Here is a 20,419-nt window from a genome sequence, read left to right as displayed (position 1 = left end):
GGGCGGTCAGGGCGTGGGCTTGGACCGGTAGGTCGACGCCACCCGCGGCACCGGCTGGAGCGGCACCCGCGGCACGTGCTTCGGTTCCGGCCCCGGCGCGGGGATGGCCGACAGACCGAAATCGCTGCCCGGCACCGGTGGCGGGATCACCCGCGACAGGCGGTCGTAGCCGCCGTTGGCGAGCGCGTGCAGCAGGTTCACCACGACGACGGCGGGCGCGACCACCGCGATGGCCCCCGGGAACGCCGGCTCCAGCAGCAACGCCAGGATGATCGCGGTCAGCCCGTTCTGCTGCCCCAGCGCCAGCCGCACCCGGTCGCCGCGCCACCGCTTCGGCGCGGTCAGCGCGAACGCCACCACCGCCTGCGCGCCGAACGCCGCCACCCCGAGCACCGCGCCGACCCCGGCCAGCGCCCAGCTGAACTCCGCCGCCAGCACCAGCCCGACCGCGACGAGCGCCAACGCCATGCCCGCCTGCGCCAACCCGTCGACCCACCGACCCAGGTTCGGCCGGAAGAACAACCCCAGCAACGCCAAGGCCAGCAACAACGACTGCTGCACCGCGACGAACCCGAGGGCGAGCACGGCCACCACCATCACCGCGCGCACCGCGTACCGGACCGCGCGGCCACCGGCCTCGGCCCGCCGCACCCGCCCGCGCACCAGCGCCCACAGCAGGAACGCCACCCCGGCCAACGCCAGGTTGAGCACCAGGTTCACCGCGAACGACCCCACACCGCCGGCCGCGCCGCCCCGCACCGCGAACGCCGTGATGTACACGGTCAGCAGCACGGTGATCGGGTCGTCGAACGACGCCCACGCCGCCAGCAGCGCCTTCGCCGAGTCCGACATCCGCGACTTGGCCCGCATCGCGGCCACCGACAGCGGGTCGATCTGCGCGACCGCCACCGCGAGCACCAAGTGGCCCGGTTCGCCGAACGCCAGGAGCATCACGCCGAAGATCAGCGCGACCTTCGCCAGCACCCCGAGCGTGACCGCGAGCAGCACCGTGCCCAGCTGCCGGCGGAACTCCGCGATCACGATCCCGCTCGTGCTCGCGTACAGCCCGAACCCGAGCAGGGCGGTGATGAAGAACCCGTAGGCCGGCGACCGGTCGACGTCGTGCCAGCCGGACCACCACGCCGCGAGCCACCCCGCGCCGAGGGCCGACAGGAGGGCGGCCGAGCGGATCACGGGCGTCACCGCTCCACGGTAGGCAGGGGTGGATGAGCGTTCAAGGACCGATCGGAGTGAGTTCGTCGACCAGCGCGGACATCCGGTCGTCCGCCGCGCGGACCCGCGACTGGTCGAGCGTCACGCCGGCGAGGTACTCCCCCGCGCGCAACCGGTAGTAGTAGATCGCGCCCATCTCGACGTCCAGCACGAGCCGGGCCATCAGCCCGCCCACGACGGGGTTCACCGCCCGGTTCAGCCTGGTCGCCACCGCGCCGAGCTCCTGCACGAACCCGTGGTAGAACCGGCGGCGCGCGTCCACCGCGACCTGCCGGAAGAACGGCGCCAGCGACGGGTCGCCCAGGCAGTCGACCATGGCCCGCACCTCGCCGCCGACGACGTGCGCCACCAGGTGCAGGTCCTGCGCGCGCACCGCCGCCAGGCACGCGGTCAGCGGGCCCTCCCCCACCGTCACGTGCGCCGCCACGTCCCGCTCCACCGGCAGCGGCTCGACGCCCGCCGCGCTCTGCCACCCGCCGGGGTTGAGCGAGCCGAGGCTGAGCTGGGCGCGCAGCCGGGTGGCGAGCCCGGCCACCGCGCGGTCCGCCTCCTCCACGGCGGGGTGGCCGAACAGCGGCCCCGCGCCCGCGTGGTCGAGCACCAGGCCGACGACGTGCTCGGTCGGCACGACGGAGTCGCAGAACAACGCGCCCTCCTCGGTGTGCAGCACGGTGCGGATCAGCCGGCCCGTGCGCACCTCCTGCAAGGCCCGGTCCAGCGAGGCGACCTGGAACGTCAGGTGCCTGCCCAGCCGCTTGAGCTCCTCGCGGCGGGTGCCGCCGGGCAGCGCGTCGGGCGCGGGTCCGGGGTCGCCGAGGACGTCCACGCCGAAGTCGAACACGCCGCTGCTGTAGTGCGCGAGGTAGTGCAGGGCCGGGCTGTCCACGACCGCCTCGCGGCACGCCTGCCTGGCCGGCTCGAACTCGGGGCCGACGTGCTCGGCCTGCTCCTCGTGCAGCTCCACGCCGGTCCTTCCTGCGCGCTCAGGTGTGCGGGATGTCGACATCGCACTCCCGCCAGTCCTGGTCGGTCGGGTGCGCCGCGAGCCGCAGGTTGTGCGCCGCCGCGGCGGTGTGCGGGTGATCGTGCCCCAGGAACTCCAGGCAGTCGGTGTGGGTGTCGGCGATCAGCTCGGCGGCCCGGTCCGGCTCGCCCGCCGCGGCGAGCACCCGTGCCTCGTCGACGGCCGACGCCAGCGTCCACGGGTGCGTGTCGCCCAGCCGGGCGCGCAACGCCGCCGTCGCCGCCTCCACGTGGCTCACCGCGCCCGCGTGGTCCCCCGCCGCGCGCAGCGCCAAGCCGAGGCCCAGCCTGCACAACGCCACGAACGGGTGATCGTCGCGGAGTCCGACGTGCTGCTGGAAGCCGGTCGACGCGGTCCGCGCGAGCTCCACGGCCAGCTCGGGGTCGACGCCGACCCGGCGGTGGTCGGCGGCGAAGCCCAGCGCGCAGCCCAGCGTGTACGGGTGGTGCGGGCCGAGGAGCTCGCGGTAGTCCCGCAACGCCTTGCCGGTGCGCTCCTTGGCCTCCTTGACCCGGCCCACCAGGCGCAACGCGATGGCCCGGTGCCACTGCACGCCGACCTGGAGCTGGTTGAGCCCGGGCCGCAGCGCCTGCAACTGCTGCGACGCGTGCAGCAGCGAGTCCAACGCCTCCGGGTAACGGCCCAGTTCCCGCTGGTACAGCCCGATCTGGGCGAGCGTGGCCCAGGTGCGCACGTCGCCCGTGCCGAACAGCCGCCGGCGCCTGCGGTAGTTGTCCTCCTCCAGCGCGAGCGCGCCCGCCGCGTCACCGGACAGGAACATCGAGGACGCCAGGTTGTTCGCGGCGCGGCGGGTGTCGGGGTGGTCCTCGCCGAGCACCGAGCGCAGGCCCTCCCAGGTGGCCTGGTCCTCGGCCAGCGCCTCGGCGAACAGGCCGAGGCCGCGCAGGTCGCCGCCGCGGCCCCGGGCGGTGATCAGCGGGCGCGGGTGGGTGAGGTCCAGGGCCCGCCGCTGCTGGGCCAGCGCGAGGTCGTCCAGCCGCAACGCCTCGGTCGGCTCGCCGAGCACGCGGTGCACGTTGGCCAGCTCGGTGGCCAGCCGGTTGCGCAGCGGGTCGGCCGGGCCGAACCGCCGGGTCCACGCGTCCAGCAGGGCGCGCCCCGGCCCCAGCGCGGCCCGCCGCACGCCCGCGCCGCCGTCGGTGAACAGGAACCGCACCTGGTTGACCAGCCAGCGGCGCACCTTCGGGTCGTCGCTGCCCAGCGCGCCGGACGGGAGGACGTGCTTCTGCAGCTCGGCGAACCGGGCGTGCCGGGTCGGCGAGTTGTCCTCCACCTCCGTCGGCGCCACCGCGGCCAGCGCGGCGAGCACGGCGGACTGCCGCTCCTCCCGCGTCTCCGGGCTCATCCGGTCGCGCAGCGCGCGCTGCACCACGCGGTGCAGCCGCAGGGAGTACTGGTCGCCCCAGTCGACGCGGAACAGCCCGTGCCGCGCGCCGTACCACAGCACCCGGTCGATCTCGGCGGCGTCGAGCTCCAGCGGCTCCGCGTCCACGCCGCCCGCCACGACGACCCGGCCGAGGAACGCGGGCGAGCGCACCAGCCCCAGGTCCGCGCCCTCCGGCGACAGGAACGCGCACAGCTCGGCCACCAGCACCGCCAACCGGCCCGTGGCGCTGACCCGCAACGCCTCCACCGCGACGTCGACGACCCGCGCCACCCCGTCGGCGTCGGACCGGTCGAGGCGTTCGAACAGGGTGCGGGTGGCCCAGGTGGCCGCGTCGGCGTCCCGCGAGCCCGCGCCCACCTCCGTCCGCGCCGTCTCGCCGAGCCAGCACGACACCAGGTCCAGCGCCAACGGCAGGTGCCCGACGGCGTCCGCGACGCGCCGCGCGTCGTCCGCGGTCAACCCCGGCACGCGGTCCAGCAGCAGACCCGCGCCGTCCTCGGCGCTCATCGGCACCAGCTCCACCGCCGGCCCGCCCGCCGGCGCGGAGGTGATCAGCACGTGGCCGGTGGCGCCGGTCGGCAGCAGGTCGGCGATCGCGTCCGGGTCGTCGGCGTTGTCGTAGACCAGCAGGAACCGGGCGTACGCCGGGTCGTTCGACAGCCGTTCCAGCGCGGACAGCGTGCCGTAGTCGGTCGAGCCGGGCTGCCGCAGCCGTGACGCCAGCTCCGCCAGGCCGGTCAGCACCGACTGCCGGTCGTGCGCGGACAACCACCACACCGCCGCGTAGTCCGCCGAGAAGCGGTAGGCGTACTCCAGCGCCAGCTCGCTCTTGCCCACGCCGGGCACGCCGCTGACGGTCACCACCACGTGCCCGTCACCCGCCGCCGCGAACCGGTCCCGCAACGCCTCCAAGTCCTCGTCGCGGCCGACGAAACCGCGGTGGCGCGGCGGCAGCCCGAACACCGCCGGTTCGCTGCCGGGCACCCGCACCACCGGCTCGTGCACCGTGCCCGGCCGGTCGATCAGGCCGAAGTGGCTCAGCAGCCGGGCGCTCAAGGCCTCCGGCGAGTGCTCGTGCACCGACAGCCCGCCGTCCGACGGGCCGTCCTCGGCCAGCCGCAGCCGCAGCACGGTCAGCGGCACGGCCGGCAGCTCCACCGGGCCCAGGTGCGGCGACCAGAGGATCACCACGCCCGGCGGCACGTCGGCCTCGAACCACTCCCGCGCCTGCGCCAGGCGGCGCACCCGCGCGCCCGCCCGCTCCAACTGGCCGCGCACCCAGTCCGCCCAAGGCCGGTCACGCGGCGCGTGCACGACGACCACGCGGTCCGGCTCGACGGTCGACGTCAGCCCGAACACGCGCCGGTAGCGGGCGCGCAGCACCGGTGACACCGGGGCCACCTCGGTGACCGCGCCGCCGGTCACCGCCGCGGCGAGCCTGCCGTACTGGACCTCCATCGCGCCGCCGCCGGACGGCTCCTCCACCAGGATCGCCAGCAGCGGGTCGAACGCGTCGTACGGGCGGTAGGGGATCTCGATCGCGCCGCCGTGGGGCACCCGTTTCGCCTGGCCCGCCAGCAGCTCGGCGAACGCGGCGTGGATCGCCGACCGGATGCGCTGCGCCCGCGACTGCTCGTCGGCGTCGTCGAACAACGTCGCCACCGGCACGACGTCGATCCGGATCGGCGCGCGCTTGCGCAGCCGTGCCGCCAGGTCCGCCGCGTCCGCGATGGCCCGGGGACGCGGGCGGAAGCACACCACGGCCAGCTCGCACAGGGTCGCGATCACCGTCAACGACTCGTCGCCCGCGCCCGTCGGCGCGTCGATCAGCACCTGGTCGTAGTCGGACTCGGCCAGCCGCGCGCGCAGCTCGGCCACCGCGCCCGCGTCACCGTGCCGCGGCCGGCCCGCCGCGTCGGCCGGCGTCGCCGACACCACGTCCACGTGGCCCGGCGCGGTGACGTCACCCGCGGGCGGCGCGAACCGCTCCACGACCGGCGGCGGGTCGTCGTCGCGCGCCTCGTCCGCCCGGTACGCCTCGATCAGCCCGCGGCCCAACGCGTCCGGCAAGCCCAGGCGTGCCACCAGGAACGGCTCCAGGTACTCGCGCACCCGCGGCACCTCCGAACCCCAGTCCACCACCAGGACCCGCTGCCCGGCCGCGGCCAACACCCACGCCAGGTTCGCCACCGCGCTGGTGCGGCCGGTCCCCCCGGTCGCCGACAGGAAGGCGGTGACCCCGGTGTGTCCCGGGGCGGTGCGCGGCGTGGTCATCTGCTGCTCCAGAGCGGCGGAGGGGACTTGGGAATACCGGGAACGCGGGCCGCGCGCCCGCGACTCAGCCGCGTTTCACCCGAACGGCAGCAGCCTCCGCGCCACCGGTCGCCGCGGCAGCCGTCACAAGGAGCTCTCGAAGGCCGCGAACCGGTTGGGCAGCTCGGCGTTGTCCGCGAGGATCCGGTGCAGCGCGGCGCGCAGCGCGGTGTCCGGCAGTTCGGCCAACCGGGCCAGGTCCACGCCCGTGACGTCCAGGAGTTCCGACTCCAGGACGGGTTCGGCAGCCATGTCCGACCTACCCCTCACCGCAGTGCTGCGGATTTCTCGCTCCTCGCCCCGATTGCCGGCAACGCCGGCGGCGCGCTTCCCATCGTAGTGAACGACAACGGTCACCGTCGGGAATCCTCCGATTGGCGGAGGCAGCGGGCGGCGCGCTGTGTTTGATTGCAGGTGGGGTCGCAGATTGCTTGGCGCGTCGGGAATATCGGGGGTGGGAAAAGCCTTGGCGTTCCGCCAGTTCGTGCTCAAGGTGCACAGCAGGTGCAACCTGGCGTGCGACTACTGCTACGTCTACGAACTGGCCGACCAGCGGTGGCGTTCCCGGCCTCGGGCGATGTCGCCGGAGATCGTCGCGCACACCGCCGCACGGGTGGCCGAGCACGTGCGGCGGCACGGGTTGTCCGACGTGGAAGTGGTGCTGCACGGCGGCGAGCCGCTGTTGGCGGGACGGGCCGCGATCGGGTCGCTGGTGGAGCGGTTCCGCTCGGTCGTGCCCGCGACCGTGCGGTTCACCGTGCAGACGAACGCGACATTGCTGGACCGCGAATTCCTCGAACTGTTCTCCGCGCTCGGTGTGCGGGTCGGGGTGAGCGTGGACGGCACGCCGCGGGCGCACGACCGGCACCGCGTGCGGCCCGACGGCGGCGGCAGTTGGGCGGCGGTGCGCGCGGCGTTGACGTCGTTGCGCTCCTTCCCCGAGGTGTACGGCGGCCTGCTGTGCGTGGTGGACGTGCGCGAAGACCCGCTGCGCGTCTACGAGTCGTTGCTGGGGTTCGCGCCGCCCGCGGTGGATTTCCTGCTGCCGCACGGCAACTGGTCGTCGCCGCCGCCCCGACGGGTCGCGGACCCGGCCTCGACGCCGTACGCCGACTGGCTGATCGCGGTGTTCGACGTCTGGTACGACCGGCCGGTGACGCGCGTGCGGCTGTTCGAGGAGCTGCTGTCGGTGGTGCTGGGCGGGCGTTCCGGGGTGGAGGGCATCGGGTTGAGCCCGTCGGCTCAGGTGGTGGTGGAGACCGACGGCGCGATCGAGGTGTCGGACATCCTGGCGTCGTCCTCGCCGGAGGCTTCGGCCACGGGGCTGCACGTGGCGCGTGACGCGTTCGACGCGGCGTGGGAGCTGCCGCAGGTGCGCGCCGGTCGAGCCGGGTTGGCGGGGTTGGCCGCGCGGTGCCGCCGGTGCCCCGTGGTGTCGGCGTGCGGCGGAGGGCTGCGGGCGCACCGGTTCCTGGAGGGTGCCGGGTTCGACCGGCCGTCGGTGTACTGCCCGGACCTGGCGCGGCTGATCGGGCACGTGCGGTCGCGGGTGTCGTCGGACCTGGCGGCGCTGGCGTGACGGTCGGGCCGTTCCGGGTGTCGGCCTCGGACTTCACCGCGCTCGCGCGGGGCGGTGGCGGGCCCGCGGTGCGGACGTTGCGGCTGGCGCGGCGCAGCCGGACGTTGCTGCTGATCCGGTCGATCGCGGCGGACCCGGCGGCGCGGGCGGCGTTCGGGCTGCTGTGCGAGGTGGCGCGGGTCGCGCCGGGTGAGGTGGACCGGGTGCTGGACCACCCGTCGGTCGGCGCCTGGGCGACGCGGACGGCGGTGGCGATGCGCCGGGGTGCGGCGGCGCGTCCGGCGGAACTGGCGTTCACGGCGGCCGCGGCGGCGGTGCGGGCGGGGCTGCCGGTGGAGCTGGAGTTCCCGCCGGTGGAGGTGTTCTCGCTGCCGTCGTTGGGTGTGGTCGTGGGGCCCGGGTTGGCGTACGAGCCGCTGCCGGAGATCGACCTGGGTGGGTGGTCGGTGCAGGTGGACCTGTGGGCCGGTGGCGGTGTGCCGGACGGGCTGCCGGTGGCCGCGTCGGTCGACGTGCCGCGGTGGCGTGACGCGCTCGGCGCGGCGTGGGAGCTGCTGACCCGCGACCACCCGGACCTGGCCGCGGAGTGCGCCGAGGTCGTGTCGGTCGTGACGCCGATGCCGTCGTCGCGTTCGGGGACGAGCAGCGCGACGTTGGCCGACGCGTTCGGGTGCGTGTTCCTGTCACCGATGCCGGACGCCGAGACGGTGGCCGTGACGCTGGCGCACGAGGCGCAGCACAGCAAGCTGGTCGCGTTGATGGACCTGTTCGCGCTGGTCGAGCCGGGCGGTGAGGCGTTGTTCTACGCGCCGTGGCGGGAAGACCCGCGACCGGCGGCCGGCCTGCTGCACGGCACGTACGCGCACCTGGGCGTGGCGGGCTTCTGGCGTGCCCGGCCGGGTCCGGCCGCGCAGGCGGAGTACGCGCGCTGGCGCTCGGCCGCGCTGACCGCCGCCGAGACCCTGCTGGCCGGCGACGCGCTGACCCCGACCGGCGTCCGCTTCGTCGCGGAGATGGCCACCGTGCTGCGCGCCTGGTGCGCCGAGCCCCTGCCACCGTCCGCCGAGGCCGTCGCCGCCGCCGAGGCCGCCGCCCACCGCGCCCGCTGGCAGGCCGCCCACGGCCCGCTCCCCGAACGTTCATCCCGGGTGTCCTGAACGTAGGACTCTCGCGTTCCGAACGTAGGACTCGCGCGAGAGTCCTACGTTCAGGTCGCGTGTGTCCTACGTTCACGACACCCGAGTTGAACGTTCAGGACAGTGGTGCGGGCCGCAGTCCGGCGACTCGCCGTGCGCGGTCCAAGGGGTTGGCCGGGTCGGCCGCGATACTGCCCGCCATGCTCACCGCCGACGGCCACCTGGTGCACTCCCCCGCGGACCTGGTGGACCTGTTGGAGTGCGACCACCGCAGCCGGCTGTCGCTGGCGCTGGCCGTCGGCCTGCCCGGCGCGCCCGTGCCCGACCCGCAGCCGAACACCCTCGCCACCCGGCACGGCCACGCCCACGAGCAGGCCGTCCTGGCGAGGTTCCGCGCCGAGCACGACGTGGTCGAGATCCCGCAGCCCGCCCCGACGCACGACGCCCTCACCCTGGCCGCCGCGCAGACGGCACGGGCGATCGCGGACCGCGCGCCGGTGATCTACCAGGCCGTCTTCTACGCCGACGGCTTCCACGGACGCGCCGACTTCCTCGTCGCCACCGACCGCGGCTACGAGCCGCACGACGCCAAGCTCGCCCGGCACGCCACCCCGGCCGCCGTCGTGCAGCTCACCGCCTACGCCGACGCGCTGGCCCACCACGCCGGCCCCGCCATGCACCTCCTGCTCGGCGACGGCACCACCAAGACGTTCCAGGTCGCCGACTTCCTCCCGCTCGTCCGCGACCTGCGGACCCGGCTGACCGCCCGCCTCGCCGCACCCGCCGCCCTGCCCGAACGCCTCTGGGACGACGAACGCCCCGCCTGCGCCACCTGCCGGTTCGGCCGGCACTGCGCCACCGGCCGGGAAGCCGACCGCGACCTGTCCCTGGTCGCCGGCATCCGCGCCGACCAGCGCCGCAAGCTCGCCGCCGCGGGCCTGCGCACGATCGACGCGCTGGCCAACGCCACCCGCGCCGACCGGCCCGCCACGATGTCCGCGGCCACGTTCACCGGCCTGCGCGCCCAGGCCGCGCTCCAGGTCATCCAGGACGACTCGCGCACCCAGGACGACCCGATCGGCAAGGTGGCCTACGAGGTCGTCGCGCCCGAAGCCCTGGCCACGCTGCCCCGGCCCAGCCCCGGCGACCTGTTCTTCGACATGGAGGGCGACCCGTTCGCCCTCGACGGCCAGGGCCTGGAGTACCTGTTCGGGGTGGTCGACGCGGACGAGCGGTTCACACCGTTCTGGGCGCACACCCGGCCGCAGGAGAAGGTCGCGTTCGAGCGGTTCGTCGACCACGCCACCCGGACGCTGGAACAACACCCGGACGCGCACGTCTACCACTACGCGCCGTACGAGGTGAACGCGCTCAAGAAGCTCGCCGCCCTGCACGGCACCCGTGAGGACGCCGTCGACCACCTGCTGCGCTCCGGCGCGCTGGTCGACCTCTACGCCGTGGTCCGCAAGGCCCTGCGCGTGTCCCAGCGGTCGTACTCGATCAAGTACCTCGAGCCGCTCTACATGCCCGAGGCACGCGGCGGCGAGGTCACCACGGCCGTGTCCAGCATCGAGGCCTACGAGGAGTTCCTGTCCCTGCGCGAGGTCGACCCGGCCCGAGCCGAGGACGTGCTCACCGGCATCGCCGACTACAACACCTACGACTGCGTCTCCACGCTGCGGCTCTACCGGTTCCTGCTGGAGGTGCGCGCGGAGGCGGGCATCGAGCCGCACGTGCCCGAGCCGTCGTTCGGCGAGGAGATCGAGGACGAGATCGCCGCCCAGCGGCGGGCCGAGCGCGCCGAACGCCTCGCCGCCGTGGTCGACCCGCTGCTGGAGGGCCTGCCGGACAACCCGGCGGAGGCCACCGACGACGAGCGGGCGCGGGCGTTGCTGGCCGCCGCCGTCGGCTACCACCGGCGGGAGACCAACCCGGCGTGGTGGGACTTCTTCCGGCAGGTGGCCGCGCCGCTGAGCGAGCTGGAATCCGACAGCGCGTGCGCGGTGCCGGTGTCGGTGCGGGCGCAGGACTGGGAGATGCCGTCCGGCCGGGTCCGCAAGGCCAAGCGCGAGCTGCGGGTGTGGTGCGACCCGGACCGGCCGCACCCGTTCGCGAAGGGCGACCAGGTGCGGCTGCTCTACCCGGGCACGCCGAACGTGACCCGGGACGCGGTGGTGCTCGCCGAGTCGGCCGAGGACCTGGTGGTGCAGGAGAGCGTGTCGCCCGACGACGTGCACGGCGAGCAGCCCGTCGCGGTCCTGCCGGGCAGCCCGGTCCAGCCCAAGCCGAAGGACGAGGCGGTCTACGAGCTGGCGCGGTCGGTCGTGGACGGGTTGCCCGCGCTGCCGCCGCACCCCGGCATCGACCTGATCCGCCGCACGCCGCCGCGACTGAAGACCGGCGCCCTGCCGCGCGGTGACGACCTGATCGCCGACGTGATCGCGGCCGTGGACGCGCTGGACGGCTCCACGCTGGCCGTGCAGGGCCCGCCCGGCGCGGGCAAGACCTACCTGGCCGGGCGGCTGATCGCGCACCTGATCCGCGGCGGCCGCAGCGTCGGCGTGACGTCCACCAGCCACAAGGCGGTGGAGAACGTGCTGAGCGCGGCCCTGGCGGCGGGCCGTGAGCTGGGGGTGCCGATCCCGACCGCGAAGCGGGCGAAGGGCACGCCCGCGAAGGACTGCGCGTGGGAGCAGCCGCGCGACAACCCGGCGCTGGTGCGGTGGCGCGCCGACCAGGGCGGCGGGCACCTGGTCGGCGGCACGGCGTGGACGTTCGCCAACGCGGCGCTGCGCGAGCAGCCGTTCGACGTGCTGATCGTGGACGAGGCCGGGCAGTTCGCGCTGGCCGACGCGCTGGCCGTGTCGACGTGCGCGCGCAACCTCGTGCTGCTGGGCGACCCGCAGCAGTTGCCGCAGGTCGTGCAGGGCACGCACCCGGCGGGCGCGGAGGCGTCGGCGTTGGGGCACCTGATCGGCGACGCCGACGTGATCCCCCCGGAGCTGGGCTACTTCCTGGACCAGACGCGCCGGATGCACCCGGCGGTGTGCGCGCCGGTGTCCAACCTGTCCTACGCCGGGCTCCTGCACGCGCACCCCAGCGCCGCCGCGCGCGGGATCGACGGCGTGCCGTCGGGCGTGTACGTGCACTCGGTGCCCCACGCGCACAACACCACGTCGTCCATCGAGGAGGCGACGGCGGTCGTGGGCGTGGTGCGGTCGCTCATGGGTCGCATGTGGACGGACGGGCCGGACGCGCGCGCGTTGGACGACTCGGACATCCTCGTGGTGGCGCCGTACAACCTCCAGGTGCGCCTGGTGCGGCGCGAGCTGGAGAAGCACGGCTACGAGCACGTGCGCGTCGGCACCGTGGACCGGTTCCAGGGCCAGGAGGCACCGGTGGTGATCACCACGATGACGTCGTCGGCCGCGGTGGACCTGCCGCGCGGCCTGGACTTCCTGTTGTCGCGCAACCGGTTGAACGTCGCGCTGTCGCGGGCGCAGGCCGTGGCGGTCGTGGTGTGCTCGCCGAGGCTGGTGGAGGCCGACATCCGCGGCGTCGACCAGCTCCGCCTGGTCTCGGGCATGATCGGCCTGATGGCCGACGCCGATCGGTGGGACATCGACGGCGCCTATGCCCAAAACCTATGACGCTCGCCGTTCACCCGCTCTTAATGTCGTAACACACGAGAACCTTCCCACCCTGCATCGAAGGAGATCGTGTGACGAAGAAAGTGCTGCGCCTCGTGCTCGGGGCGCTGGTCACGGCCCTCACCCTGGTGGGGACCGCCCTGGTCGGCCCGGCGTCGGCCGCTCCCGCGCCGGCGCCGGCCAGGACCGTCTACTACAGCGCCTCCGGCTACTCGGCGGAAGCCGACCAGGCCGCGCAGATCTGGAACTCCAGCGTGCCGAACCTGCGGCTGGTCCGCGGTGGGAGTGCCACGATCAGGATCCACGCGACCACCGGCGGCGGTTCCCGGGCCTATCCCTGCGGGCTCGGGTGCGCCACGATCTACATCGACTCGCGTGACATCGCGGCGGGTCACTCGTCGCTGCGGATCGTGGCGCACGAGATCGGGCACGGCCTCGGCCTGCCGGACACCTACAACGGCATCTGCTCGTACCTGATGTCGGGCGGCAGCGCGGGCACGTCGTGCCGCAACCCCTACCCGAACGCCCAGGAGGCGAACCGGGTGAACCAGCTCTTCGCGGGCGGCTTCGGCGTCTCGGCGGTGACGTCGGGCGGCGTGTACGCGAGGGGCTGAGCGCGGCGGGCGGTGTGGTGGCGGGTCGCGCTCCCGGCCACCGCACCGCCCTACGCCGGTTACCCGCCGGGCCGGCCCGCGTGACGGCCGGGCGCGTGTGTCACCCGAATTGACCAAGCTCCGGTGTGAACAGGCCACCGGGCGGCGGGGGTCGTCCTGCTCTCCGTCCTCAGGCGACGGTTCCAGCGCCAGGTCACGGACCTACGGAAAGTAGTTACCGAACCCCGGATCGTGTTGTTATAAACCCCCCGATAGGGTGACGCGGTTCTCCTTAGCCCTTCCCTCAGGAGCCCTCACATGCAGTTCGCCAGAGTCGGTGCCCTGGTCGGCGCCACCGTCGCCGCCCTCGCCGCGACCGTCTTCGCCGCTACCCCCGCCTCCGCGCACACCCCGAAGCTCGTCGCCGCCTGCCACGACGGCAAGACCACCCTGAGCGTGAAGCTCACGGCCTACGCGCAGCAGACCCAGCAGAAGGCCAACCACGTCAAGGTCACCCTCGACGGGGAGAAGGTGCTCGAGGACAAGGCCTTCGGAGCTTCCTTCGAGGGCTCCTACTCCGCCAGCGGCGACGTCAAGCGCGTGTTCGTCGTCGAGGTGACCGCGTACGACGACAAGAAGTACTCCTTCAAGGAGACGAAGACCGTCGATGCGTGCATCACCCAGGTGACCACCACGACCCCGACCACCACTACCACGACGACCACCACGACCACGGTGGACGCGACGACCACGACCACCACGGCCCCGACGTCCGAGTCGAGCACGAGCACCACGTCGTCGGAGTCCTCCGCGCCGGCCACCACGACCACGACCGCCCCGGCGGTCGTGCCGGTCGCCGACACCGGTGACGGCCTGGCCAACACCGGTGCGAGCATCGCGATCCCGCTGGTGATCGGCGCGGTCCTGCTGGGCGGCGGCGCGGCGCTGCTGATCGTGCTGCGCAAGCGCGCGGCGAAGAACTAGCGACCACCGCACCGGCCCCGGTCACCCTTCACGGAGGGTGACCGGGGCCGGTCCGCGTTCAGGGCCGGACCTGGATCTTGCGGCCCTGACCCGACCGGAACCGCGCCAGCGCGGAGGCGTAGTCCGCCAGCGGCAGGCGGTCGCTGATGAACACCTCGGGGTCGAGCACACCGGCGGCGAACAGGTCGGCCGCCCGTTCGAACGAGTGCAGCACCGCCATCGACCCGGTGATGGTGATCTCCTGGTTGTAGATGCGGTAGGGGTCGATGGTCACCCGCGCCGCGTAGTCGGAGACGCCGAACTGCAGGAACGTGCCGCCCTTGGCGACCCGGCCCAGCCCGTCCTGGATAGCCTTCTCGTTGCCGGTGGCGTCGATGACGACGTCCCACCCCTGCGGCCGGTCCAGCTCGTCCGGCGACGTGGCGGTGGCCGTGACGCCGAGCAGCTCGGCCGTCGCCAGCCGGTCGGGGTTGAGGTCGACCACCTCGATGGACGACGCGCCGGTGAGCTTGCCGAGCTGGAGCATCATCAGCCCCATCGTGCCCGAGCCGTAGATCAGCACCCGGTCGGCCAGCCGCGCGCGCAGCACGTCGTACCCGCGCACCGCGCACGACAGCGGCTCGATCAGCGCGGCGTCCTCCGTGCGCACGTGGTCGGGCAGCTTCACGCAGTTCGCCACCGGCGCGAGTGCGTACTCGGCCGCGCCGCCACCGGTCGTGACGCCGATCGCGGCCCACCGCTCGCACAGGTTGCCGCGCCCCGCCCGGCACATCCGGCACTCGTGGCAGTACAGCGAGGGGTCCACCGCGACCCGGTCGCCGACCGCCAGCTCCGTCACCGCGGAACCCACCTCGACGACCACGCCCGCGAACTCGTGCCCCGGCACGACCGGCAGCGTCGGCGCGAACTCGCCCTGGAGGATGTGCAGGTCCGTCCCGCACAGCCCGCAGGCCGCGACGTCCACGACGACCTGGCGCGGGCCCGGCGCGGGGTCGGGCACCTCGGCCACCTCCACCTCGCCGACACCGGTGATCACGGCTGCTCTCACTTCACGGCTCCCAAAGACAGGCCCTGGACCAGCTTGTCCTGGGCGGCGAACCCGGCGACGAGCACCGGCAGCGACACCACCACGGCGGCGGCGCACACCTTGGCCAGGAACAGGCCCTGGCTGGTGACGAACCCGGTGAGGTAGACCGGCGCGGTGCCCGCGACCACGCCGGTCAGCACACGGGCGAACAACAGCTCGTTCCAGCTGAAGATGAAGCAGATCAACGAGGTCGCCGCGATGCCGGGCAGGGCGACCGGCGCGACGACCCGGCGCAGCGTGGTGACCAGGCCCGCGCCGTCCAGCGCGGCGGCCTCCAGGATCTCCCGGGGCACCTCGGCCAGGAACGACCGCATCAGCCACACCGCGATCGGCAGGTTCATCGACGTGTAGAGCACGGCCAGGAACGTGATGTTGTCCAGCATCCCCGTGTGCTGGGCGACCAGGTAGATCGGCAGCAGCCCGGCCACGACCGGCAGCATCTTGGTGGACAGGAAGAAGAACAGCACGTCCGACCACTTCTCGACCTTCTTGATCGAGAGCGCGTAGGCCGCCGGGACCGCCAGCAGCAGCACCAGCGCCGTGGAGCCGACCGACGCGCTCAGCGAGTTGATCAACGGCGGCCACGGGTTCGAGTCGAAGAACTCGGCGTAGGAGTCGAACGTGATCGGCGCGGCCGGGGACGGCGGGTTGGTCGCCGCGTCCGGCTCGCTGTGCAACGAGGTCAGCACCATCCACGCCACCGGCGCGAAGAACAGCAGGCCGGCGGTCCACGCGGCCAACCCGAGGAGTCTGTTCACGCTCGGACCTCCGTCCGATTCGCGGCTCGGCCGTCGTCCTCACGCAGCAGCGACGACACCACGCGCAACGCGAACGTGGCGATGACGATCGAGCCGAGCACCACGACCACGCCCGCGGCGGACGCCTGGCCGTAGTCGTGCGCCTGGTAGAAGGTCTGGTAGATCGTGTACGGCAGGTTGGCCGTGCCCAGGCCGCCCGAGGTGATGGTGAAGACGGCGTCGAAGTTCTGCACGACGTAGATCGAGCCGAGCAGCGCGCCCAGCTCCAGGTACGGCCGCAGGTGCGGCAGGGTGAGGTGGCGGAACACCTGCCACGGCGTCGCGCCGTCGACCCGCGCGGCCTCCACCGCGTCCTGCGGGCGGCTCTGCAACCCGGCCAGCAGGATCAGCATCATGAACGGCGTCCACTGCCACACCAGCGACGCCTCGACCGCGAGCAGCGGCATGCCGCTGATCCACTCCGGCTGCGGCGCGTCGTCACCGAACACCCACGTCAGCACGCCGTTGAGCAGGCCGTACTCGGGGTTGTAGAGCGCGTGCTTCCACAGCAGCGCCGCGGCGACCGGCACCACCAGGAACGGCGCGATGAGCATCGTGCGCACGATCCCGCGGCCGGCGAACCGCCGGTCGAGCAGCAACGCCAGCACCAGCCCGAGGGCCAAGCTGACCAGCACCACGGTCGCGGTGAGCAGAGCCGTGACGCCGATCGCTCCGCGCAGGTCCGGGTCGGTGAACACGGCGGCGTAGTTGTCCAGGCCCGCGAACCCGCGGTGGGCCGGGTCCAGCGCGTTCCACCGCATCAACGAGATCACCAGCGTGGCGACGAACGGCAGCTGGGTGACCACGATCGTGAAGACGAGGGCGGGCAGGAGCGGGGCGCGCCGGGCCCAGCGCGCCGCCGCCGCCAACTGCGCCGTGCGTGCCGGTGGCGCGGGCTCGGCCCGGGTCGGGGCCTCCCGCACGGCGGTCACCGGGTCCGCCCGATGGGGGTGGGGTTCGTCATCACTTCCCCCGGTGCTTCTCGGCCACGACCTCGGCCAGCGCCTGGCTCTCCCGCAACGCGGCGTCGACCGTGGTGGAGCCCGCGATGGCGGCGCTGATCTTCTGCGACACCTGCGTGCCCAGGTCGGTGAACTCGGGGATGCCGACGAACTGGATGCCGCTCGCGGGCCGCGGCTGCACGCCCGGGTCGGTGGGCCTGGCGCTCGCGATGGCGACCTCCGCCTGCTTGGCGAACGAGCCGCCCGCGGCCAGGTACTCGGGCCGCTGGTAGGTCGACTTGCGCTTGCCGTCGGGCAGCCTGGACCAGCCCAGCGTCCGGCCGACCAGCTCCTCGTAGCCCTTGCCGGACGCCCACGACACGAACTTCCACGCGTTCTCGGCCTTCTTGCCGGCCTTCTGGATGCCGAACGCCCACGTGTACAGCCACGCGGAGCTCTCGGTCCTGACCACCGGCGCCTGGGCGAAGCCGAGCTTGCCCTTGACCGGCGAGTCGTCGGCCTCCAGCAGGCCCGCCGCGACCGTGGCGTCGTACCACATCGCGACCTTGCCCTGGGTCATGTTGTTCAGGCACTCGGCGAACCCGGCCTGCGGCGCGCCCGCCTCGCCGTGCGCGCGGACCAGGTCGACGTAGAACTCCGTGGCCTGCTTGAACTCCGGCGCGTCGAGCTGCGCCTGCCAGTCCTCGGTGAACCACGTGCCGCCGAACGTGTTGACCACGGTGGTCAGCGGCGCCATGAGCTGGCCCCAGCCGGGCTGGCCGCGCAGGCAGATGCCCTTCATGCCGGGCTGCGCGCCGTCGACCCGGGCGGCGATGTCGGCGACCTGCTGCCACGTCGGCCTCTCCGGCATGGTCAGGCCCTTGGCGTCCAGCACGTCCTTGCGGTACATGAGGAACGACGACTCGCCGTAGAACGGCTGCGCGTAGACCTTGCCGTCGGCGGCGGTCAGGGACTGGCGGATCGGCTCGAGGATGTCGTCCTGGTCGAAGGCGGTGTCCTTGGCGACGAAGTCGTCCAGCGGGGTGAGCCAGCCGTTCTCAGCGTAGATCGGCGTCTCGTAGTTGCTGATCGTGGCCACGTCGTACTGGCCCGCCTGGCTGGAGAAGTCCTGGCTGATCTTGTCGCGGACGTCGTTCTCGGGCAGCACGGTGAAGTTGACCGTGATGCCGGTGTCCTTGGTGAAGTTGTCGGCGGTGAGCTTCTGCAGGTCCAGCAGTTGCGGGTTGTTCACCATCAGCACGTTGATCGAGTTCTGGCCGCCTCCCGCGCCGCCCGCGCCGGCGCACGCGGTCGTGGCCAGGAGCACCGCGGCCAGCAGGCCGCCATACCGCAATGGCTTCATCGTCTTGCCTTCCTCGGGGCGAGCGGAACCAGACCCCTGGTGCTGCCGGGGTCTCGTTCGGGGGTGGGTGCGAATCGGGGGGTGGGTGCCGATCAGGCCCGGACGACCTTCGGTCCGAGCAGGGCGTAGCGGTGCGCCTCACCGGCGGGCAGCACGGAGTCGGTGACGACGGCCTCCAGGTCGGCGATGCCGCCGAACCGGTGGAAGCTCGACACGCCGAACTTCGTGTGCACGCCGACGAAGATCGTGCGGCGGGCCGAGGCCAGTGCCTGCGCCTTCACCGCGCCCACCGCCGGGTCGGGCGTGGTGAGGCCGTGCTCGCGGGAGATGCCGTTGGCCCCGATGTAGGCCAGGTCGATCACCATCTCCGCGAGCATCCGGGTGGCCCAGTGGTCCACCGTCGCGAGCGTGCGGCCGCGGACCCGTCCGCCGAGCAGCAGCACGGTCGTGGACGGCACCTCCGACAGCACGGCGGCGGTCGGCAGGGACGCGGTGATCACCGTCAACGGCCTGCCGGTGGGCAGGGCCTCGGCGACCAGCTGGGGTGTGTAGCCCTCGTCGATGAACACGGTCTCCGCGTCGCCGAGGCGGTCGGCGGCGGCGCGGGCGATCCGCCGCTTCTCCGGCACCTTCGACGCGGAGCGGAACTTCAGCCCGGTCTCGTAGCCGGCGCTCTCGACCGGGAACGCGCCGCCGTGCGTGCGGCGGACGAGGCCGTGCTCGTCGAGCAGGCGCAGGTCGCGCCGCACGGTCTCCTGCGCGACCCCCAGCTCGGCCGCGATCTCGGCCACGTCGACCCGGCCGTCCGCCCGCGCCCGGGCCAGGATCCGCCGCTTGCGCTCGTCCGCCCGCACGTCGCCTCCCTGCCCGCTCGGACCGTCGCTGCCCGTTCGGGCCGCGCCTCAGGTCTAACACCACCGTTTCGGTGTGGCCAGCGCCACAGCCGGGTGATCGCTGCCCGAGTTCCGCCCGCTTCGCCTGACCGAACGCACACGATCGGGGTGTTCCGTGCCCGAACCGCCCCCACTTCCTGCCCGATCCCACCCCGCGACGCGCCGAGGCCCCCGAGTCACATGGGCTCGGGGGCCTCCAGTTCGTGCCCGAACGTTGAACTCACGCGTTCCGAACGTAGGACTCTCGCGTCCTGAACGTAGGACTCGCGCGTGAGTCCTACGTTCGGAACGCGTGAGTCCTACGTCCAGGTACCCCGAGTTCAACGCTCGGGTCGGCGGTCAGGCGTTGGCGACGGCCAGGACCGGGTAGTCGGTGTAGCCCTTCTCCGTGCCGCCGAAGAACGTGGACGGGTCCGGCGTGTTGAACGGGCCGCCGGTGGCCAGGCGGGCGGGCAGGTCCGGGTTGGCCAGGAACAGCGCGCCGAAGCTCAGCGCGTCCGCGGTGCCGTCGTCCAGCAGCGGCAGGTGCTCCGGGCCCGTGACGCCGCCCGGCGTGAACGGGTTGAGGATCAGCGTGCCGGAGAACCGCTTGCGCAGCTCCAGCGTCAACGCCCGCTCACCCGTCTCCCCGATGTGCAGGTACGCCAGGCCGAACGGGTTGATCGCGTCCACCAGCGCCGGGTACAGCTCGTCGGTCGACTCCTCGGCGATGTCGTTGTAGGGGTTGGCCGGGGAGATCCGCAGGCCGACGCGGTGCGCGCCGATCGCCTCGGACGTCGCCCGGACCACCTCCACCACGAACCGGATGCGGTTGCCCACCGAGCCGCCCCACTCGTCGGTGCGCAGGTTGGTGTTGTCGGCCAGGAACTGGTGCAGCAGGTAGCCGTTGGCCCCGTGCAGCTCGATCCCGTCGAACCCGGCCTCGACCGCGTTGCGCGCCGCGGTGGCGAAGTCGGCGATGGTGGCCTGGACCTCGGCCCCGCTCAGCTCCCTCGGCGTCACGAACTCCACCATCCCGGCACCGGTGAACAGCTCACCCGCCGCACGCACCGCCGACGCGCCCACGGGGTGCAGGTCGCCGGGCAGCAGGCTCGGGTGGCCGATCCGGCCGCCGTGCATGAGCTGGGCGAAGATCCGCCCGCCCGCCGCGTGCACCGCGTCGGTGACGACGCGCCAGCCCTCGATCTGCTCGTCGGTGTGCAGGCCGGGCGTGAACGGGTAGCCCTGACCGACCACGGACGGCTGGATGCCCTCGGAGATGATCAACCCGGCACTGGCCCGTTGCGCGTAGTACTCGGCCATCACGGGCGTCGGCACCGTGTCGTACGCCCGGCTGCGGGTCATCGGTGACATCACGATCCGGTTGGGCAACGTCGTGCCGGCCAGGTCCAGGGGCTCGAACGCGGTGCTCATGCTTC

At 73.3% G+C, this 20,419-nt stretch carries 15 protein-coding genes; 5 read left to right on the top strand and 10 right to left on the bottom strand.

Annotated features, from left to right (window positions below; genetic code table 11):
• Positions 1 to 6 precede the first annotated feature (6 nt).
• The 4 genes from LZG04_RS08110 to fxsA form a co-directional block, all read right to left on the bottom strand.
• Positions 7 to 1,203: a hypothetical protein gene (locus LZG04_RS08110; RefSeq protein ID WP_233814826.1), complete on the bottom strand. Its 1,197-nt coding sequence runs from the start codon at positions 1,201 to 1,203 to the stop codon at positions 7 to 9.
• A 31-nt stretch (positions 1,204 to 1,234) separates the two neighbouring features.
• Positions 1,235 to 2,197 carry a hypothetical protein gene (locus LZG04_RS08105; RefSeq protein ID WP_233814824.1) on the bottom strand — a complete coding sequence of 321 codons (963 nt, stop codon included), beginning with the start codon at positions 2,195 to 2,197 and terminating at the stop codon, positions 1,235 to 1,237.
• Between the two features lie 19 nt (positions 2,198 to 2,216).
• Positions 2,217 to 5,939: an FxSxx-COOH system tetratricopeptide repeat protein gene (gene fxsT / locus LZG04_RS08100; RefSeq protein WP_267935546.1), complete on the bottom strand. Its 3,723-nt coding sequence runs from the start codon at positions 5,937 to 5,939 to the stop codon at positions 2,217 to 2,219.
• 123 nt (positions 5,940 to 6,062) lie between these two features.
• Positions 6,063 to 6,230, bottom strand: coding sequence for an FxSxx-COOH cyclophane-containing RiPP peptide (fxsA, locus tag LZG04_RS08090; RefSeq protein ID WP_233814822.1), 168 nt, complete (start codon positions 6,228 to 6,230; stop codon positions 6,063 to 6,065).
• A 202-nt stretch (positions 6,231 to 6,432) separates the two neighbouring features.
• Between fxsA and LZG04_RS08085 the strand changes: the two genes are divergently transcribed.
• From LZG04_RS08085 to LZG04_RS08065, 5 genes are all read left to right on the top strand, one after another.
• Positions 6,433 to 7,557 carry an FxsB family cyclophane-forming radical SAM/SPASM peptide maturase gene (locus LZG04_RS08085; protein WP_233814820.1) on the top strand — a complete coding sequence of 375 codons (1,125 nt, stop codon included), beginning with the start codon at positions 6,433 to 6,435 and terminating at the stop codon, positions 7,555 to 7,557.
• Positions 7,554 to 8,714: an HEXXH motif-containing putative peptide modification protein gene (locus LZG04_RS08080; protein WP_233814818.1), complete on the top strand. Its 1,161-nt coding sequence runs from the start codon at positions 7,554 to 7,556 to the stop codon at positions 8,712 to 8,714. Before LZG04_RS08085 ends, LZG04_RS08080 begins: the two co-directional genes overlap by 4 nt.
• A gap of 179 nt (positions 8,715 to 8,893) precedes the next feature.
• Entirely contained in the window at positions 8,894 to 12,343 is a 3,450-nt protein-coding gene (locus LZG04_RS08075; RefSeq protein WP_233814816.1) for a TM0106 family RecB-like putative nuclease, read from the top strand.
• 71 nt (positions 12,344 to 12,414) lie between these two features.
• Positions 12,415 to 12,957 (top strand): snapalysin family zinc-dependent metalloprotease, encoded by a 543-nt coding sequence (locus LZG04_RS08070; RefSeq protein ID WP_233814814.1) that lies wholly within the window; start codon positions 12,415 to 12,417, stop codon positions 12,955 to 12,957.
• Between the two features lie 297 nt (positions 12,958 to 13,254).
• The gene (locus LZG04_RS08065) at positions 13,255 to 13,920 is read left to right on the top strand and encodes a hypothetical protein (RefSeq protein ID WP_233814812.1); all 666 of its coding nucleotides are present in this window, start codon (positions 13,255 to 13,257) and stop codon (positions 13,918 to 13,920) included.
• 58 nt (positions 13,921 to 13,978) lie between these two features.
• On the opposite strand, the gene LZG04_RS08060 is transcribed toward LZG04_RS08065, so the two are convergent.
• The 6 genes from LZG04_RS08060 to LZG04_RS08035 all read right to left on the bottom strand — a co-directional run bounded on the left by LZG04_RS08060 (position 13,979) and on the right by LZG04_RS08035 (position 20,414).
• Positions 13,979 to 14,968, bottom strand: a complete 990-nt coding sequence (locus LZG04_RS08060) for a zinc-dependent alcohol dehydrogenase family protein (protein ID WP_233814810.1) — start codon at positions 14,966 to 14,968, stop codon at positions 13,979 to 13,981.
• Complete coding sequence (locus LZG04_RS08055) at positions 14,965 to 15,765, bottom strand: carbohydrate ABC transporter permease (RefSeq protein ID WP_233814808.1); 801 nt, start codon at positions 15,763 to 15,765, stop codon at positions 14,965 to 14,967. Before LZG04_RS08055 ends, LZG04_RS08060 begins: the two co-directional genes overlap by 4 nt.
• Positions 15,762 to 16,736, bottom strand: coding sequence for a carbohydrate ABC transporter permease (locus LZG04_RS08050; protein WP_233814805.1), 975 nt, complete (start codon positions 16,734 to 16,736; stop codon positions 15,762 to 15,764). The genes LZG04_RS08055 and LZG04_RS08050 overlap by 4 nt, the downstream gene beginning before the upstream one ends.
• A gap of 31 nt (positions 16,737 to 16,767) precedes the next feature.
• Positions 16,768 to 18,108, bottom strand: a complete 1,341-nt coding sequence (locus LZG04_RS08045; RefSeq protein WP_233814803.1) for a sugar ABC transporter substrate-binding protein — start codon at positions 18,106 to 18,108, stop codon at positions 16,768 to 16,770.
• Positions 18,109 to 18,200: 92 nt separating this feature from the next.
• Positions 18,201 to 18,962, bottom strand: a complete 762-nt coding sequence (locus LZG04_RS08040; protein ID WP_233814801.1) for a DeoR/GlpR family DNA-binding transcription regulator — start codon at positions 18,960 to 18,962, stop codon at positions 18,201 to 18,203.
• Positions 18,963 to 19,340: 378 nt separating this feature from the next.
• Positions 19,341 to 20,414 (bottom strand): alkene reductase, encoded by a 1,074-nt coding sequence (locus LZG04_RS08035; RefSeq protein WP_233814799.1) that lies wholly within the window; start codon positions 20,412 to 20,414, stop codon positions 19,341 to 19,343.
• Positions 20,415 to 20,419: the final 5 nt, after the last annotated feature.

Source organism: Saccharothrix sp. S26, from assembly GCF_021390395.1.
GTDB lineage: Bacteria > Actinomycetota > Actinomycetes > Mycobacteriales > Pseudonocardiaceae > Actinosynnema.
The sequence above is the reverse complement of the archived record's forward strand: the minus strand, read 5'-3'. Positions and strand labels throughout refer to the sequence as shown.

Excerpts from the sequence above, each read along its gene's own strand:
- fxsT (WP_267935546.1), bottom strand. The coding sequence starts at position 5,939 with ATGACCACGCCGCGCACCGCCCCGGGACACACCGGGGTCACCGCCTTC.
- fxsA (WP_233814822.1), bottom strand. The coding sequence starts at position 6,230 with ATGGCTGCCGAACCCGTCCTGGAGTCGGAACTCCTGGACGTCACGGGC.
- LZG04_RS08075 (WP_233814816.1), top strand. The coding sequence starts at position 8,894 with ATGCTCACCGCCGACGGCCACCTGGTGCACTCCCCCGCGGACCTGGTG.
- LZG04_RS08065 (WP_233814812.1), top strand. The coding sequence starts at position 13,255 with ATGCAGTTCGCCAGAGTCGGTGCCCTGGTCGGCGCCACCGTCGCCGCC.
- LZG04_RS08045 (WP_233814803.1), bottom strand. The coding sequence starts at position 18,108 with ATGAAGCCATTGCGGTATGGCGGCCTGCTGGCCGCGGTGCTCCTGGCC.
- LZG04_RS08035 (WP_233814799.1), bottom strand. The coding sequence starts at position 20,414 with ATGAGCACCGCGTTCGAGCCCCTGGACCTGGCCGGCACGACGTTGCCC.